A 16,121-nucleotide genomic window follows, 5' to 3' on the forward strand; every position below is an offset into this window, starting at 1 on the left:
GATTTATCTTAATCCGAATTTGCTTAAGCAAGGGACTCGTTCCAATACCACCGGGAAAAACTAAATATGGCAAGAGCTTATCTTTTAATTTTATTTCCAATAGTAAATTACCCAATCCACATCTCCCTTGCGCGCTACCCCAGGATCTCTCAGGCCTGGACAAACCTCATCACTACTTTTTACTAAAAACATCAAAGAACTATTAACAGGTCTTGACATCTAAGTTAGGATCAGGGGGAAGATGCTTAACTTGAAGTCACTACCTACAAAAGCCAACGGATCGCAGCAACCTTTAATGTCGATTGCTATCTAAATGATACGGGTAGAGATTTTCATCAAAGCGGACGTGCAGACCTGGATGACAGAGGGATAGAGCGTGTTATATCTGGCAGAAGTGCAGAAAAAAACAGGTTTCATGGGCACTCGCACAGAACTTAAACTTTTAGCGCGCCAGCAAGCAGAGCATAGTTGGAATCCTGTCCCTGGTGATGATGTTGTCCCTGTGGACGGTGGTAATGAATATGCCCAAGGGGCCCTCGTCTTGGTTGAGGTGAGTGCGAACCGCCAAGTCCAGCATCTGCAAGAAGCGGGCCGACCCTTGGTGGGGATTCTCCAAAACTTTTCTCGGTTGCGGGAGCGGTTTCGGACTCAGGAAGAAGAAATTGAAGGGTGGAAACAGTCTTTGGTGTACCAGGCCCAGGAGCTAACCCGGCGGGAAGAAGAACTCTACGATCTCGAGCAGCAGGCCCAAGAATTTGTCCAACAACGGGAAGAACTGGATCGTCTCCGGGAAGAAATTACCCCTCTCCAGGAACAAATCAGTCGGGAACAGCAGGCCCTCGCCAATGCCCGTCAGGAGTTTCAAGCCGAGCGGCAACGCTGGGAAGAACTCAAAGCCAGTCAAGGAACTGGCCTATCTCCTGAGCAAATCCAACAGGTCGATCAGGTGGTGCAAAAACTCCAGGCCAGTTTGACCAGTTCCCCCGCCCTCAGTAGCTGTTTAGAGATCATTCAACAGCAGCAGGATAAACTCACCCAGGCCTGGCAGTGGCTCGAAGAGAACGCCCCCCCGGATCAGGCTCAAGGAGAACTCCACCATCGCAGCGAAGCCCTCAAAGAAGAATGGCAACGTTGGCATCAGGCCCAGGTGGAGCAGGTTAAACTCCAACAGCAAATCCACAGTCAACGGGACTTCCTTCAACAACAGACTGACTGGCAACAGCGATTACAAACTCAGGTACAAACCTTGGAGCAACTCAGTCAGGAATTACAGCAAGCCGCCGAGCAGCAGGGGGGGACTGAATTTGCCGAACTCCTGCACATGCCGCTCCATGAACTGGAGGCCCTGGTGGAAGTCATCCGCAAAGAACTAAAAAACATGACCTCCTTTGTTGATGATCAAGAAGAAGAATTGGCCGTTGTCCGCCAAACCATTGAGGAACTACGCCTGAAAATGAGCCATGTCAGTGAGTTTGAACGCTTACAGTTGGCCGGGGATTTGGAATCGGAGGAGCAAAGCTATCAACTCCTGAATCAAACCCTAATTGGACAACGTCAACGCCTCTACGAAAAGCAATATAGCTTGAAAAAACACGAAGACATCCTCCATCGTCGCCAAGAGCAACCTAACTTCCATCAAGTCGATTTCCCTGCCCTATCCCAGCAAGCGAAGGGGCAACTCCAGCAACTCCAGACCCTATTCGAGGCCGTTTATCAACAATGCCAAAGCAGCCAGGCTCAGTTGGGGGAACTCCAAGCCCATTATGCCCAACGTCAAGGAGAATTGGAACAATGGCACCATCACCTGCAAGAACAGGAAAAGAATTTCCATCAGGATCAAACCACGTTTTGGGAACGGCAAGGACAGGCAACAGCCTATCACCAGATAGTGCTCGACATCCAAGAGCAAGTGAATCGGCTGCGAGAAATTCTTCAGCAGGAGCAGGAAAGCCGGAGTAACGGGCACTATAAGCACCTCTTAGGGGAACTTCATCAGGTGGTGAATGCCCTCACGGCCGCCTAAGCCATACCTTGACCATGATTAATAGGGGGGATACAGATCCAACTCGGGTAAAGCAGTGACTTTGCTGAAAACCTCTGGGGGCGGCCCGGTCAAGGCAACCTGCCCTTGATGGAGAATTACCAGCCAATCCGCCCACCGTTGGGCCAAGTGTAAATCATGGGTCGCCATGAGAATGGTCGTTCCGGCCTGGGCAATCCGGGTCAGTTCCCCCAAGAGGCGGCGGATTTGGCGGCCGTCTAAAAAGGCCATGGGTTCGTCCAAAAGCAAAAGTTCTGGTTGTAAGGCCATCACCCCCGCCAAGGCAACCCGTCTTTTTTGTCCCAAACTCAGTTGATGTAAGGGCCGCTCACTGAGGGCTTCCAGGCCAAAATCCTCCAAGGCCTGGGATAATCGGGATACAATCTGGGCTTTGGGCAGCTTGAGATTACAAAGACCATAGGAAATATCCTCGGCTACCGTGCCCGCGACCAATTGGTGTTCAGGGTTCTGAAAGGCCAGCCCGACCCGTTGCCGCCATTGCCGGAGTTCCTGTGAACCATATCCCAAGGGTTGCCCCCGCCAGAGCAGGATTCCCGTTTGCGGCCGATAAAGACCATTGGCCAGGCATAACAAGGTTGATTTACCGCAGCCATTATGGCCGAGAATGATCGTCTTTTTATGGGCAGGAATATCCAAACTTAGGTGCTTGAGGATAACAGCCTCGGTACAGGGATAACGATAGGAGACATCCTGAAATGTCAAAAGTGCCATCCACGCCCCCGGTGATACCGATAGCCAATTTCCAGGCCAATCAAGATTAATCCACCCAAGCTTGCTTCCCAACCGTAGCGGGCCGAAAACCGATACTGTCGCCCCGTCCAAACCTGAAATTCGCCCGTAAAACCTCGGGTGGCTAACCCCAAAGAGAAGGCCTGATAATTCTGTAAAGAACGGATCAGGAGTTGCCCCCCCAAGAGTTTGACACTGTGCCATTGGCAAGACCAGGAACCATAGCCGAGGCGAGCCTGTTGGGCCAGGGTTAGCTCCTCCAATGTCCGAAAGGTCAGGAAAATAAACCGATACATTAACAGCATTAAATCAGCCAGCACCATCGGCAACCGCCAGGCCCGCCACACCTGTAACAGGTCGGTGATGGGAGTCGTACAGAGGATAAATAAAAATGCGGTCATGGCGGCCAAGGAACGACAAAGAATGATCCAGGCCTGGGTAATTCCCTGCTGGCTGAGATAACTATACCAACCGCCCCAAGGCATCCCCACAAGAGCATCTGAACCGACTTGGGGCCAAGCTGCCAGCGGGACACTATTGATCACTAATGCCACCAGGCCCACCAGTAAGAACCCAGAGGCAATGCTCAGTAACCGGACATAGAGGCAACTTGGGATCCCCCCATAGACCAGAATCCAAACACTGACCCAGGCCAAGCAAAGTAACTGCACCGGCCAATGGGAGAGGAAAACTAAAATTAAAATTCCCAGGCCAAAGCCTAATTTTTGCTGGGGTGGCAAATGACGTAAACGATTTTGATGGGCCAGGGTATCTAGATGGAGATGGGTTCCCACAGCAATACAGTTACAACCTAGGAGTGAAGTTATTGTAGTTTAGAGCCTTTAGGCAGAGATACAGTCCCTGGCCCAAAACTCTGGGTCAATATCTAAAACCCGCTCTAAATTCCGGGTCTAGCCCTCTTCAACGGTTAAGTTAAAGGGTTAAAACCCTGGCCAACAATCCCACCAGAGCTTGGGGCCTAGGAACCACCACCGACAACCATATAGGCAAGAGCACCACTGTCATAATAGGGCTGATAAATCACACCACTACAGTCAAAGTATTGGGAACCATCTTGGGTAAAGGCCTGGCATCCCTCTGGCAAGTAAGAGACAACGGCCCCCACGGGTGGTGCAACAACAATATAGGAACTGCCCTGCTGGGTTAAATACACCCCATCCGAGTAGATGTAAGGATTGCCGCCCACATAGATATTGGTGTAGTAGGGAGGGGCTGAATTGATTGCTGCTCCAATGGCCAACCCACCAGCAAAGGCTGCGGCCCCCCAACCCCAACCCGGTGGGACATAATAGCCGCCACCATACCAACCACCTCCCCGCCAGGCCCCGCCCGTATTCACTGCTGTGTTGCGATTGATATTTGTAGTGCGATCAATATTAACCTCGTTACCGCTGATGTTATTGACCGTATTGCCGCCCCGATTGGTGACGCTACCAGAATTAATATTGCCGGGGGTACGGTTGCCAACGTTAGTAATATTTCCAGGGGTGCGATTGATGTCCCCACCAGGTTGAGTTCCAGGCCGGTTAATGGTTCCGGGATTAGAGGGGCGATTGGCCGTTCCCGGATTAGACGGACGGTTAATGGTTCCAGGGTTAGAAGGCCGAGTCGCAGTACTGGGATTAGAGGGGCGTGTTGTTGGCCGGCTACCAAAGTTACCCGAGTTTTGCAGGTTGCCGGAAAAATTTCCAGATTGGCGAACATTTGCGCTCCGGCCACTACTCCCGACACTGCCACGATTGACACTTCCCCCAGAGGGCCGTCCACCCCCCCCAGGCCTGGCTTGAACCACTAATCCGACTCCCATATTGGTCACAATCAGAAAAGTGGCGAACAAAATTGTGAGGGGAATATCGCGGCGAGACATAGACAGAGGAAAGTCATGAGGATACTTTTATTAGAGCCTATGGAAATTATTTCAGGCCTGGTTTCAGCACTAAACTTGATGAAATTAGAAATAACTTAATGGATGCATTTTACCGAACCAATGACAGCCACAATTGCCACCTCTACTTTTCACTGCCTCAAGGGAAACCAGGCCAGGCTTGGCAAGAACGTGGTAGATCTGAACCCATCCCCATCCTCAATGTCCATGACCTCAGAACTGCGATCCGAACTACTCCAACTTCTCCGCACCCAGGCCTATCGGGAGGGAGATTTCACCCTTTCATCTGGACAAAAAAGTAGCTACTACATCAACTGCAAACCCGTGACACTCTCTGCGAGAGGAGCCTTATTGGTGGGCCGGTTGCTGTTGGCCGAATTACCCCCTAGTACCCAGGCCGTAGCAGGTCTCACCCTCGGGGCAGATCCAATTGTGACGGCGGTGAGCGTGGTTTCGGCCTATGAATATCCCCCAGCCGCCCAATTACCTGCCTTGATTATTCGTAAAGAAACAAAATCCCATGGAACCCGCGCCTATATTGAGGGTCCGGTTTTGCCTGCGGGGACTGAAATTGCCGTGCTCGAGGATGTGGTCACCACGGGGGGATCGGCTCTGAAGGCGGTAGAACGGCTCCGGGAGGCTGGCTATGGGGTCAAGCTAGTTTTGGGAATTGTCGATCGCGACTGTGGTGGACAAGAGCTATTTGCTAACCATGGGCTGGACTTTAAGGCGTTGTTTACAATTGGCGAGTTCCAAACCCGTTGAGTCACCGTAACCATTGATGGAACCTATGGAAACGTCAGGAAACTAACAAAGTCGGCCGGGGAAAACGACTCCAGTTCTTGGGATACACTAATGATCTAAGGGAAATTTATTATTGCTGGCTTTAATTTGCGGGCCAAGTGATTTCCCAGGCCTGGTTTGGAGGTTAATCCGTGATTTGTCCTGATAGTCCCGTCATTTTATCGGTGCGTGAGTTAACCGCAGATGTGGAAGATACCCCGATTCTCAAGGGCTTAAATCTAGAAATCCGGGCTGGGGAGGTCCATGCCATTATGGGGCCGAACGGTTCTGGGAAAAGCACCTTCTCCAAAATTCTCGCCGGCCATCCAGACTATACCGTCACGGGTGGTGAAGTGATTTATCAGGGGCAAAATCTGCTCGAACTACCACCGGAAGCACGGGCTAGGGCAGGGGTGTTTTTGGCCTTTCAATATCCCCTCGAAATTCCGGGGGTCAGCAATCTGGATTTCTTGCGGGTGGCCTATAATGCCAAGCGGAAACATCAGGGCCTGGAAGAATTGGATATTTTTGACTTTGATGATTTAGTCCGTCAACGCCTCGAAGTGGTGAAATTGGATCCCAGCTTCCTCAATCGGGGCGTGAACGAGGGCTTTTCCGGGGGTGAGAAAAAACGCAATGAAATCCTCCAAATGGCTCTGTTAGAACCCACCTTGGCAATTTTGGATGAAACCGACTCCGGCCTGGATATTGATGCGCTGCGAATTGTCGCCAACGGGGTGAATCACCTGGCAACAGCGGAGAATGGCATTCTTTTGATTACCCACTATCAACGCTTACTGGATTACATTGTGCCTGACTATGTTCATGTGATGGAAGCAGGGCGAATTATCCTCACTGGCGGGAAGGAATTAGCCTTAGAACTGGAAGCACGGGGTTACGATTGGGTTCGGGAAGAAGAGGCGGTGGTGTCCTAATGCTGCATGTTATCGCTAATTCCGATAGTTCAACCACAACGGCCCATAAAACCGTGACCCAATTAGGGGACTTGTTAAAGCTTCGACAAGAGCTAGATGAAGTTGTTTTGGGGCAAGCAGGCCTGGCCACCCTCAGGCAATTACGGCAAGGGGCAGAGGATGCTTTACATGAGCAGTTTATCCCCACAACCCGACAAGAAGAGTGGCGGTTTACGGATTTAAGCCCCATCACCCAGGCCCCGTTTTTTCCCCCGGTCTCCCCCCCAGATTTAGCCACATTACCCACCCAGCGGATTGCTGAGAAACATCTGCGGATGGTGCTAGTGAATGGGGTTTATGCCCCGGACTTGTCAGATATGGGGAACTCCCACGCTGGGGTAATGGTCGGTAATCTAGCCCAAGCTCGCCCAGAAACCCTAGCCCTTTTGGGCCAACTCCCCGGCCGGGAGGAAGTCTTTACCGCCCTAAATACTGCGTCCTGTAGCGATGTGTTAACCATTGAAGTCGGTGCAAAAGTTTGTCCGGGTTTTGTCATCCATCTGGTTTTTCTCAGTACCGCAACCCAGGCCACAGTCATTCATCCGAGAGTGTTAGTTGTTCTCCAACCTGGCAGTTCCTTAACCCTTGTGGAAGATTATATTTCTGGGGAAACGGATACCTCCTTAACCAATGCCGTCACCGAAATTTATTTGGGCAACCAGGCCGAACTGGATCACACTCGCATCCAACGCCAGGCCCCAACCGCTCTCCACATCGGTAAAACAGCCATTTCCCAGGCCCAGCACAGTCAATACAGCGGCCATGCCATTGCCTGGGGCGGCCAACTCTCACGGCACAATTGGGATGTCCACAGCAATGGCCCGGAAACCACAACCATTTTGGAAGGCCTGACAGTCACCACCGGAACTCAACTGGCCGATACCCATTCCGGTTTAATCTTTTCTGCGCCCCATTGCAGTAGCCAACAGGTGAATAAGTGCATTGTTGGCGGGCGGGGCCGAGCCGTGTTCAATGGCAAAATTGTTGTCCCCCAGGCCGCCCAAATGACCGATGCCTCTCAATTGAGCCGCAACTTACTCCTGTCCCCCAAGGCCCGCATTGATACTAAACCCCAACTGGAGATTGTCGCCGATAATGTCAAATGCTCCCACGGGGCCACTGTGAGTCAATTAGCGGAAGATGATGTTTTCTATCTCCAAAGTCGGGGCTTAGATTTACAACAAGCCAGAGATTTGCTGATCCGAGCCTTTGCGGTGGAATTGCTGGATGGGTTCCAAATTCCCTCCCTGGCCAAAGAGTTAGCTCAGAATATTTTGAGCCATATTCATCAAGTAACTGAAGCCTAATCTATTTATCATTAACAAGTAATAATTCACCGATGTATATGGGGATCAAAGATTGACAAGGAGAGAATATGCCCAATCCCGGATTAGCCTTGGATGCTATCCTTAAGCGTTTTGGTATTACCGGAGCATCTATTGCTAGGCGTGCTGGAATTACTCAGCAAACAATGAATCGCTATCGACATGGAGGAAATATGAACCTCGATACGTTTCAGCGTATTTCACAGGCCTTACCTGATGCTGCTGCAATTGCTTGGTATGTTTCAATTTCAGGCAAAGAGCTTGTTTATGTAAAGCCAATTGAATCCAAGCCAACTTAAAACTTATTAATAAGAAATCAGTGTTTCATATTAAAGATTATTGTTCTGAACTTAAGGGGTAGAAATTAGGGGTAAAGCCAGAACACCAGGCCAATTTCGCTTAAAGTCACCACGCCTATGCTCAGTAACACCTGCCCTAACCGCTTCAGGATTGGACTGACTTGATAGGTGAAAATCAGCCGATCCTTAGCAAGTTCTTCCGGGGGTTTCTCCCAGGCCTGGCAGTCATACCACCCTGTTTCTTCATAGATAACCGTTTCCTCCCAGAGCCGCTTACCCACATAGCCCCAGCCTAAATAGAGCCGTAAGACCACCAAACTCAAGGCCACATTGGCCCCTGCTGCTGCTGTTAACAAAAAGATCAACGGATAATCTTCCCAGGGAAAACTACTGGCCGCGACAGGTGCAGAAATTAACCAAGGTAAAATCCAGAGCAGAAGCATCCACCGCCAAAATTTCCAATCTCCCGTGGTTGACCAACCAAAAAACCATGATTCCTGAAGGGCCTGGAATTCGTTGATCGGGCGTTGATCTGGGGGGACAGGACAAATAGTGACAGACACAGATGATTTCCTAGACTACTTAAAATTGATGCAGGGGTTACTTTAGTTGTATCGGTTCGGTTCCAGGCCTGACAATCAGGTTGCAGATCGCCCCTAGCCAAATGACCACCGAGTTGGCGCAGACTGTCATAAAATATTCCTACAAATTTCAGGGTTGCTTGTCACTCATCAACTAGAATCTTGGCTTTATCGAGGGAGTTTACGGACATGGACAAGTTTATGGCCGCCGCAATTGACCAGGCCCGCCAAGGGTTGGCAACGGGGGGAATTCCCATTGGTTCAGTCCTAGTGCGTAATGGAGAAATCATTGGCCAGGGGCATAATCAACGGGTACAAGGGGGGAGTCCGATTATTCATGCGGAAATTGATTGCCTCCAAAATGCCGGGCGGATTGGCCATTATCGAGATACGGTTTTGTACTCCACCCTGATGCCCTGTTATCTCTGCGCTGGGGCTGTTGTCCAGTTTGGGATTAAAAAAGTCATCGCCGGAGAATCAGCCACTTTTCCGGGTGCCAGGGAGTTTATGGAAGCCCACGGGGTTGAGGTGATTGATTTGGACTTAGCGGAATGTAAACAACTGATGGGTGACTTTATTACGGCTAATCCCGCACTGTGGTCGGAGGATATTGGCGAACTCTAGCACCCCATCCTGAAGTCTCCAGGGAAGCGGCCAGACTAAGATAATTAAAGATTCCTCTGCCAGGCCCCTGCTATGACTGTGATGACTACCCCGACTGTGGTGACGCTGCGTTATGCCTACTATCCAGGTTGTGTGGCTCAGGGGGCTTGTCGAGAACTGCATTTATCCACCCTTTCCTTAGCCCAGGCCTTAGGGATTGAACTGATTGAACTGAAGCAAGCCTCCTGCTGTGGGTCTGGGACTTTCAAAGAAAACTCCTGGCTCCTGGAAGATACGGTCAATGCCCGCAATATTGCCCTAGCTGAAGATCTGAATTTGCCTTTATTGACCCATTGCAGCACCTGTCAGGGGGTGATTGGCCATGTGGATGAACGGCTCAAGGAGATGCAAACCAGCCAACCGGACTATGTGGCCCAAATTAATGGCTTACTGCAAGAACAGGGCTGTAGTCCCTATCGCGGTGCCACAGAAGTCAAGCATATTCTCTGGGCCTTGGTCGGGGATCTGGGCCTGGAGGTATTGGCTCAAAAAGTGACGCGGGCCTTAACAGGATTACGTTGTGCTTCATTTTATGGCTGTTATCTTCTGCGCGCTCAGAAAACCTTACCCTTTGATAACCCCATTCATCCCCAGTCTTTAGAGAATGTGTTTAGGGCAGTTGGGGCAACGGTGGTGGACTATGACGGACGGACCCAATGTTGTGGTTGGCCCCTCTCCAGTTATGCCACTGCTGAATCATTCGCGATGGCCGGATCCCGTTTGAAAGCTGCTATTGCTGCCGGAGCCGATTGTATTGTTACGCCTTGCCCCTTGTGTCATCTCAACTTAGATTCACGGCAACCGGAAATTGAACGGGCCATTGGCGAAAGACTAAATTTGCCGATTTTACATTTACCCCAATTAGTCGCCTTGGCCTTAGGAGTCTCACCCGATGAACTGGGCCTGGGCAAACACATCGTCAGTACCAAACCAGTCTTAGCTAAATTGGGACTCCTCTAAGGCTATGTATGGCGGCCAATACTAAGCTCAAGGTGATCTGTAAATAATTGCTGAGTCCCGGAAGTCTCCCAGGCCGAGTTTGATAGGATCCAAGGGCATCTTTTAGATCAACAGATTAAAAAAGAGTCAAACAGTCTTGCTGGTGTTGTTGGGAGTGCTGAGATATGGCCTATTTGTGGTTCAAGTCGTTTCATATTTTAGGATTCGTAGCCTGGTTTGCCGGATTGTTTTACCTCCCCAGGTTATTTGTCTATCACATTGAAGCCCAAGAAAAACCGGAACCGATTAAATCTGCCCTCAAAGAAGAATATAACCGGATGGAAGTGCGGCTCTATAAGCTGATCATGAATCCGGCGATGATTTTCACGATTGCGATGGCCATTGGCATGATTGTGATCCAAACCTCCTTACTCCATGAAACTTGGCTGCACATTAAACTGTTGTTCGTGGTTTTATTACTAGGCTTTCATCACTGGTGCGGACGGCTGATCAAACAACTGGACTCCGGTACTTGCCCCTTTAACAGTATTCAAATGCGCCGGATCAATGAAATTCCCACGATTCTGCTGCTTTTGATTGTCCTCTTGGCCATTTTCAAAAATACGTTACCGCTCAATGCCACGGTTCTGGGGGTAGGCGCGACGATTATTGCCTTTGGGGTGATTATCCAACTCTATGCCCGTAAACGCCGCCTTGATCTTCAAACTGAGAACTTAGACACCCCGGCCTAAATCCCCCCAGGCCTGGACAACTGGCTCAATCAAACTTAACCATAACTCAATGAGCCACGACAACCTCTGTAAGTCTCTTGTAGAAAGCAACCCCAGGCCATTTGTGACTTGGCTTTTAGGTCAATCTGTCCGCAACAGTCAGATCACCATTCTCAAAACCGAACTTTCCGTAGAACCCATCCGAGCCGATTTTGTCAGTTTCTTAGACATAGGCAGTCAGATCTTACACTTGGAATTTCAGACCCAAGCCGATGCTGAAATGCCCTTAAGAATGTTGGACTACTACACCAGGCTTTATCGTCAATATCGCCGCCCCGTCAAGCAAATCGTCTTGTTTCTCAGAGCAACCACTTCACCCCAGGCCCAAGTCAACACGTTTGAAACTGAAAATACAATCCATCGCTATCAAGTCATTCGATTATGGGAAGTCGAAGCCTCAGACCTTTTACCCTTTCCCACCCTCTGGCCCCTGGCAATCTTAGCAAAATCCGAAAATCCTGAACGCCTTTTAGCGGAGGTAGCCCAACGATTAGAAAGCTTAGAACGCCAAGACGAGCGACTGAGTTTAACGACTTACACCTATTTGTTGGGTGGGCTAAAGTTTAGGAAAGAGATGTTAAAGCAACTATTGCGGGAGGAAATTATGCGAGAATCCGTCACCTATCGAGAGTTAGTTGAGACCAGTGAGCAACGCGGGCGACAAGAAGGTGTTCTACAAGGGATGCAGCGCGGACGACAAGAAGGACGACAAGAAGGGGAAGTTTTGCTAACCCTGCGACTCCTGCAACACAAATTTGGGCCCCAGTCCCAGGAGATCAGCCAGCAAATTCGCAATTTATCCATTTCCCAACTCGAAAACCTGGCCGAGAGCTTATTAGACTTTCAAACCGCCGCAGACCTGACCAACTGGCTAGAGCAGCCCCATTCTTAAAAACCTACTGGCCTGGAGATGTTTTCAATAAATTAAAGAGTTTACCCGTGTTTTGCTTGCTCAGTTGCGATAATAGAAAGGCTGTCCAGATTTTGAGCTTGTTCCATTTTCCAGGCCCCAACTCCCATGCGAACCCATTACTGTGCTGATTTACGTGTTGCCGATGTTGACCAGATTGTTACCCTATTTGGTTGGGTGGATCGGCGGCGGGATCATGGCGGGGTGATTTTTTTAGATTTACGCGACCGGACTGGCCTGGTGCAAATTGTCAGTGACCCCCAGCGCACACCAGAATCCTACCCCCAGGCCGATAAACTTCGCAGTGAATATGTTGTCAAGGTGATTGGCAAAGTCAGGCAACGGCCCGTAGATTCCCTTAATCCGAAGCTACCCACCGGGGAAATTGAAATTTATGCCGAAAGTATTGAACTCCTCAACCCCGTCCGCAAACAACTACCCTTTCAGGTGTCCAGTGCGGAACATGAATCGGTGCGGGAAGAACTGCGGTTACGGTATCGCTATTTAGACTTACGCCGAGAACGGATGGCCCAAAACCTGCAACTACGCCACCAAGTCGTCAAAGCCATGCGCCGTTATCTCGAAGATCAGGAACAGTTTTTAGAAGTTGAAACCCCCCTCTTAACTCGCTCCACACCAGAAGGGGCCAGGGATTATCTAGTACCCAGTCGCGTCAATCCAGGTGAATGGTTTGCCCTGCCCCAATCCCCGCAGTTGTTTAAGCAATTACTCATGGTTTCGGGGTGTGATCGCTACTACCAAATTGCCCGTTGTTTCCGGGATGAAGATCTCCGGGCCGACCGTCAACCGGAATTTACCCAACTGGATATGGAGATGAGTTTTCTCGATCAGGAGGAGATTCTGGGACTGAATGAGGGCCTGGTCTGTCACATTTTTGAAACCGTTAAAGGGATTAAACTGCCCCGCCCCTTTCCACGCCTAACCTATGCTGAAGCCCTGGATCGCTATGGCACAGATAAACCGGATACCCGCTTTGGCCTGGAGTTGGTGGATGTCTCGGATATTCTCAAAGATTCTGGTTTTAAGGTCTTTGCCCAGGCCGTGGCCAGTGGTGGAATCGTCAAAATTCTCCCAATTCCTGGCGGGAATGAGCAAATCTCCAATGTTCGCATTAAGCCCGGTGGTGATTTATTCCAAGAAGCCACAACCGCCGGAGCTAAGGGCCTGGCCTATATCCGGGTGCGGGAAAACGGCGAAATTGACACCATTGGCGCGATTAAAGATAACCTCAGCCCGGAACAAAAAGCGGAACTCCTGAAACGCACTGGGGCCCAAGCGGGGCATCTCTTACTCTTTGGGGCCGGAGATACAAATACGGTCAATAAAACCCTAGATCGGCTGCGGCAGGTGGTCGGGAAAGAATTTGGCTTAATTGATCCAAGTCGTAACGATCTGCTGTGGGTGGTGGATTTTCCGATGTTTGAATGGAACCCAACCGAAAAACGCCTCGAAGCCCTGCACCATCCCTTTACTGCCCCCCGCCCGGAAGATATTAACGATCTCAAAACCGCCAAGGCCCAGGCCTACGATTTGGTCATGAATGGGTTTGAAATTGGCGGCGGTAGTTTACGGATTTACCAGGCCGAGTTACAGGAACAGGTCTTTGAAACCATTGGCCTCAGCCCGGAAGAAGCCCACGATAAATTTGGCTTTTTACTGGAAGCCTTTGAATATGGCACCCCTCCCCACGGCGGCATTGCCTATGGCCTGGATCGGTTAGTCATGCTTTTGGCGGGTGAAGACTCGATTCGCGATGCCATTGCCTTCCCCAAAACCCAACAGGCCCGGTGTTTACTTACGGGAGCACCTGCAAATGTTGCTAGTCAACAACTCAAAGAACTCCATGTCACCTCAACCCATCGCCCAAAACCCAACTAGAAGAACTTAAACCCTAGCTTAATGACGTTACCCAGACTGATCTGAACTCGCAAAGGGGTGAGAAGTCTTTTCTAATCTGCTTTTTGGTCAGTGGTCAATGGGTAACGCCAGAAATCGGGGAGGAAATTACCCCTTAGAAGCTGAAGGTAAGGTTGGGATGGTATTCTGCACCCCGATAAACAATCCCTTGGTCTTTGGGGGCAGGAGGGTTGAGGGCCTGGTGGGGATGATATTCGGCTCCCCGGTAGTGGGCAACTGCGGCCGTTTCTTTAACATTCAGGTGGGCGGGATTGACCTCATAGGTTACGCCACGATAGGTCAGTTTCATAAAATCACCTCAAATTATGCTAGTGAAGATTCTTAATCATGAGGCGCGTTCCTTCGGGATAATCCCTACTTCCGTCTTCCAAAAATGGAGATGAACGACTGTTTCTGTATCTAATTTAACAGTTTGCCAATTATGAGAGCAACCTAGAGACAAAACTTAATATACCTTGTGAAGTGTATATGCGCTACAGCCCTTTACGATGAACCACCGTGCTGGCAGACGGGCCTGGAAGTACGCTTTATAGGCTAATGATCTCTACACTGCGGCGGCACTGCTTAGGGTAATCCCTGATCAACTTTGAACCAATGCAACGGTACACAGCCTAATTGTGAGAGGGGCCGCACTTTAAGGGATTCATGGTACGCATTAAAGACAGAGATAGGCTCAAACATCAGTGTAGAAAGACTGTTTCCTTTGAGAGTAACCAAACCCAAGAACAGACTAATAAGACGATTCAAAAAGCGATTTGCTCTTTATACCTTGTTGTGGCATCAATATCCTTGATTTCACCGATAACTTTTTTATAGCTTTTCTGTATCACTCTTTTCTATATTTTTCTTCATGAACCAGACTGGCAATATAATAAGCCTTGTTTTCAAGAAAGAATCTAATCGTTAACTTGAAAAGTCGCTCATGATTGACATTTATAGCAAAAACTATAGCAAAGTATTTTATTTATGAGACAATAATCCTTATAAAATGGAGTCTTTAGGCTCTACTATGCTCACAAATCATCTGTGTTTACTATATATCTATTCAGAAAAATAAGTTTTCTCTGACTTTGTTAATCTAACGCTCCGTTTTAACCGCTGCCAGTAACCTCTTGGACTCAACCAATAATTTTGACCAGTCGGTGTGCAAGCGGATTGTTATACAGCTTCGCTTCGCCAGTCTCCCCGAAGGATTGCCCATATTTTTACATCTTCAAATACTCCCCACTTTCGGACTCGTTGACGTAAAACTCCTTCTTGTGTAAACCCATTTTTCTGCAAAACTTTACCTGAACCTGGGTTTCTAACCATGTGGTAAGCGTAGAGCCTATTGAGATCTAAATCCTTAAACCCAAAGAGGAGCATAGACTTTAATGCTTCACTCATATACCCTTGTCCCCACACCTGAGATGTCAACCAAAAACTCAATTCTGCTTGAGAATGTTCTCGCTCGATATCTCGAATTTCGATAACTCCGCAAAATGCTTTCTCAGATTTGCGTTCAATGACAAATGAAACAGAATGCCCTGCCTTAAAATTCTGAATTTGCCTTTGTATATAATTGCTCGCCTCTCCATCAGGATATGGATGAGGGATAGAAATCATTGTATCAGCAACCTCACGAGCACCTGCTGCGACTTGGAGTGACTTTTTATCCGCTAGAGACAAAGAACGCAGGATCAATCTGGTTGTTTCAAGCGTGGGTTGAGCAAGCATTAGACGACTTTCTCTCGACCGACCTTTCCAGCAAATCTTAACATTGAAATTCCTCATTACTGACTTATGCCAGCACAACTAAGAACCTGCTATATGGCAATCCGTCTTCATTTGTGAGAATATTTGATCATCACTACCCTTGGCAAGGAGTAGCCCTTCTTTAAGCCTAGGGTTAAGTCAAAATTTATCAGACACAAAATAATCTTGGGCTAATCTCACGAATCATTACTGTTTGCTATATAACTAGGGATTATACAGAAACTTTCTACATACCAGTCTTAATAAGTTTTTCATGGAAAAAATCTTTTCATCTGATTATAAAGCCATAGGTCAAGCATCCATGCTTGGGGCTTAAATGTTTGGAATCTTTGGATTCTTGAGTCCAAATCCTCAAGTTCAGAGCTAGAGCCTTGAAGCCAGGATGCCCAGGCCAAGAAAAATTGGTCGGGAAACATTAATCGCAGCAAAACAGTCCCGCAACCTAGACAACCGAATAACAGGGAAA

General features: G+C 49.0%; 16 protein-coding genes and 1 riboswitch. Of the genes, 10 read left to right on the forward strand and 6 right to left on the reverse strand.

Annotation, left to right across the window (positions count from 1 at the left end):
* The first annotated feature begins 376 nt into the window (after positions 1-376).
* Positions 377-2,023: a pilus motility taxis protein HmpF gene (hmpF, locus tag RIF25_RS13235; RefSeq protein ID WP_322879007.1), complete on the forward strand. Its 1,647-nt coding sequence runs from the start codon at positions 377-379 to the stop codon at positions 2,021-2,023.
* An 18-nt stretch (positions 2,024-2,041) separates the two neighbouring features.
* Here hmpF and RIF25_RS13240 read toward each other — a convergent pair whose 3' ends face one another.
* The 3 genes from RIF25_RS13240 to RIF25_RS13250 form a co-directional block, all read right to left on the reverse strand.
* Complete coding sequence (locus tag RIF25_RS13240) at positions 2,042-2,773, reverse strand: energy-coupling factor ABC transporter ATP-binding protein (protein WP_322879008.1); 732 nt, start codon at positions 2,771-2,773, stop codon at positions 2,042-2,044.
* The gene (cbiQ, locus tag RIF25_RS13245; RefSeq protein WP_322879009.1) at positions 2,761-3,585 is read right to left on the reverse strand and encodes a cobalt ECF transporter T component CbiQ; all 825 of its coding nucleotides are present in this window, start codon (positions 3,583-3,585) and stop codon (positions 2,761-2,763) included. The genes RIF25_RS13240 and cbiQ overlap by 13 nt, the downstream gene beginning before the upstream one ends.
* A gap of 185 nt (positions 3,586-3,770) precedes the next feature.
* Positions 3,771-4,679, reverse strand: coding sequence for a DUF6515 family protein (locus RIF25_RS13250; RefSeq protein ID WP_322879010.1), 909 nt, complete (start codon positions 4,677-4,679; stop codon positions 3,771-3,773).
* 225 nt (positions 4,680-4,904) lie between these two features.
* On the opposite strand from RIF25_RS13250, the gene pyrE reads away from it, so the two are divergent.
* From pyrE to RIF25_RS13270, 4 genes are all read left to right on the forward strand, one after another.
* Complete coding sequence (gene pyrE, locus RIF25_RS13255) at positions 4,905-5,462, forward strand: orotate phosphoribosyltransferase (protein WP_407682421.1); 558 nt, start codon at positions 4,905-4,907, stop codon at positions 5,460-5,462.
* Positions 5,463-5,632: 170 nt separating this feature from the next.
* On the forward strand, positions 5,633-6,415 hold the full coding sequence (gene sufC / locus RIF25_RS13260; protein ID WP_322879012.1) for a Fe-S cluster assembly ATPase SufC: 783 nt from the start codon (positions 5,633-5,635) through the stop codon (positions 6,413-6,415).
* Entirely contained in the window at positions 6,415-7,761 is a 1,347-nt protein-coding gene (sufD, locus tag RIF25_RS13265) for a Fe-S cluster assembly protein SufD (protein ID WP_322879013.1), read from the forward strand. Before sufC ends, sufD begins: the two co-directional genes overlap by 1 nt.
* Positions 7,762-7,829: 68 nt before the next feature.
* The gene (locus RIF25_RS13270) at positions 7,830-8,078 is read left to right on the forward strand and encodes a helix-turn-helix domain-containing protein (RefSeq protein WP_322879014.1); all 249 of its coding nucleotides are present in this window, start codon (positions 7,830-7,832) and stop codon (positions 8,076-8,078) included.
* A gap of 65 nt (positions 8,079-8,143) precedes the next feature.
* Here the strand turns inward: RIF25_RS13270 and RIF25_RS13275 are convergent, their stop codons facing one another.
* Positions 8,144-8,641: a CGLD27 family protein gene (locus RIF25_RS13275; protein WP_322879015.1), complete on the reverse strand. Its 498-nt coding sequence runs from the start codon at positions 8,639-8,641 to the stop codon at positions 8,144-8,146.
* A 207-nt stretch (positions 8,642-8,848) separates the two neighbouring features.
* On the opposite strand from RIF25_RS13275, the gene RIF25_RS13280 reads away from it, so the two are divergent.
* The 5 genes from RIF25_RS13280 (at position 8,849) to aspS (ending at position 13,861) form a co-directional block, all read left to right on the forward strand.
* Complete coding sequence (locus tag RIF25_RS13280) at positions 8,849-9,283, forward strand: nucleoside deaminase (protein WP_322879016.1); 435 nt, start codon at positions 8,849-8,851, stop codon at positions 9,281-9,283.
* Positions 9,284-9,355: 72 nt separating this feature from the next.
* Positions 9,356-10,282: a CoB--CoM heterodisulfide reductase iron-sulfur subunit B family protein gene (locus RIF25_RS13285; protein WP_322879017.1), complete on the forward strand. Its 927-nt coding sequence runs from the start codon at positions 9,356-9,358 to the stop codon at positions 10,280-10,282.
* A gap of 164 nt (positions 10,283-10,446) precedes the next feature.
* Entirely contained in the window at positions 10,447-11,013 is a 567-nt protein-coding gene (hemJ, locus tag RIF25_RS13290) for a protoporphyrinogen oxidase HemJ (RefSeq protein WP_322879018.1), read from the forward strand.
* Positions 11,014-11,062: 49 nt separating this feature from the next.
* Complete coding sequence (locus RIF25_RS13295) at positions 11,063-11,944, forward strand: Rpn family recombination-promoting nuclease/putative transposase (RefSeq protein ID WP_322879019.1); 882 nt, start codon at positions 11,063-11,065, stop codon at positions 11,942-11,944.
* 126 nt (positions 11,945-12,070) lie between these two features.
* Positions 12,071-13,861 (forward strand): aspartate--tRNA ligase, encoded by a 1,791-nt coding sequence (gene aspS / locus RIF25_RS13300; protein WP_322879020.1) that lies wholly within the window; start codon positions 12,071-12,073, stop codon positions 13,859-13,861.
* Between the two features lie 133 nt (positions 13,862-13,994).
* Here aspS and RIF25_RS13305 read toward each other — a convergent pair whose 3' ends face one another.
* Complete coding sequence (locus RIF25_RS13305; RefSeq protein ID WP_015123699.1) at positions 13,995-14,189, reverse strand: DUF4278 domain-containing protein; 195 nt, start codon at positions 14,187-14,189, stop codon at positions 13,995-13,997.
* Between the two features lie 42 nt (positions 14,190-14,231).
* Positions 14,232-14,288, reverse strand: a riboswitch (Glutamine riboswitch).
* Positions 14,289-15,058: 770 nt separating this feature from the next.
* A complete protein-coding gene (locus RIF25_RS13310; protein ID WP_322879021.1) occupies positions 15,059-15,616 on the reverse strand; it encodes a GNAT family N-acetyltransferase in 558 nt (185 codons plus the stop codon).
* Positions 15,617-16,121 lie beyond the last annotated feature (505 nt).

It is taken from the genome of Pseudocalidococcus azoricus BACA0444 (assembly GCF_031729055.1).
Lineage (GTDB): Bacteria > Cyanobacteriota > Cyanobacteriia > Thermosynechococcales > Thermosynechococcaceae > Pseudocalidococcus > Pseudocalidococcus azoricus.

Coding starts and splice junctions, on each gene's coding strand:
- RIF25_RS13240 (WP_322879008.1), bottom strand. CDS start 2,773: ATGGCACTTTTGACATTTCAGGATGTCTCCTATCGTTATCCCTGTACC.
- RIF25_RS13250 (WP_322879010.1), bottom strand. CDS start 4,679: ATGTCTCGCCGCGATATTCCCCTCACAATTTTGTTCGCCACTTTTCTG.
- pyrE (WP_407682421.1), top strand. CDS start 4,905: ATGACCTCAGAACTGCGATCCGAACTACTCCAACTTCTCCGCACCCAG.
- sufD (WP_322879013.1), top strand. CDS start 6,415: ATGCTGCATGTTATCGCTAATTCCGATAGTTCAACCACAACGGCCCAT.
- RIF25_RS13270 (WP_322879014.1), top strand. CDS start 7,830: ATGCCCAATCCCGGATTAGCCTTGGATGCTATCCTTAAGCGTTTTGGT.
- RIF25_RS13280 (WP_322879016.1), top strand. CDS start 8,849: ATGGACAAGTTTATGGCCGCCGCAATTGACCAGGCCCGCCAAGGGTTG.
- RIF25_RS13285 (WP_322879017.1), top strand. CDS start 9,356: ATGACTGTGATGACTACCCCGACTGTGGTGACGCTGCGTTATGCCTAC.
- hemJ (WP_322879018.1), top strand. CDS start 10,447: ATGGCCTATTTGTGGTTCAAGTCGTTTCATATTTTAGGATTCGTAGCC.
- RIF25_RS13295 (WP_322879019.1), top strand. CDS start 11,063: ATGAGCCACGACAACCTCTGTAAGTCTCTTGTAGAAAGCAACCCCAGG.
- aspS (WP_322879020.1), top strand. CDS start 12,071: ATGCGAACCCATTACTGTGCTGATTTACGTGTTGCCGATGTTGACCAG.
- RIF25_RS13305 (WP_015123699.1), bottom strand. CDS start 14,189: ATGAAACTGACCTATCGTGGCGTAACCTATGAGGTCAATCCCGCCCAC.
- RIF25_RS13310 (WP_322879021.1), bottom strand. CDS start 15,616: ATGCTTGCTCAACCCACGCTTGAAACAACCAGATTGATCCTGCGTTCT.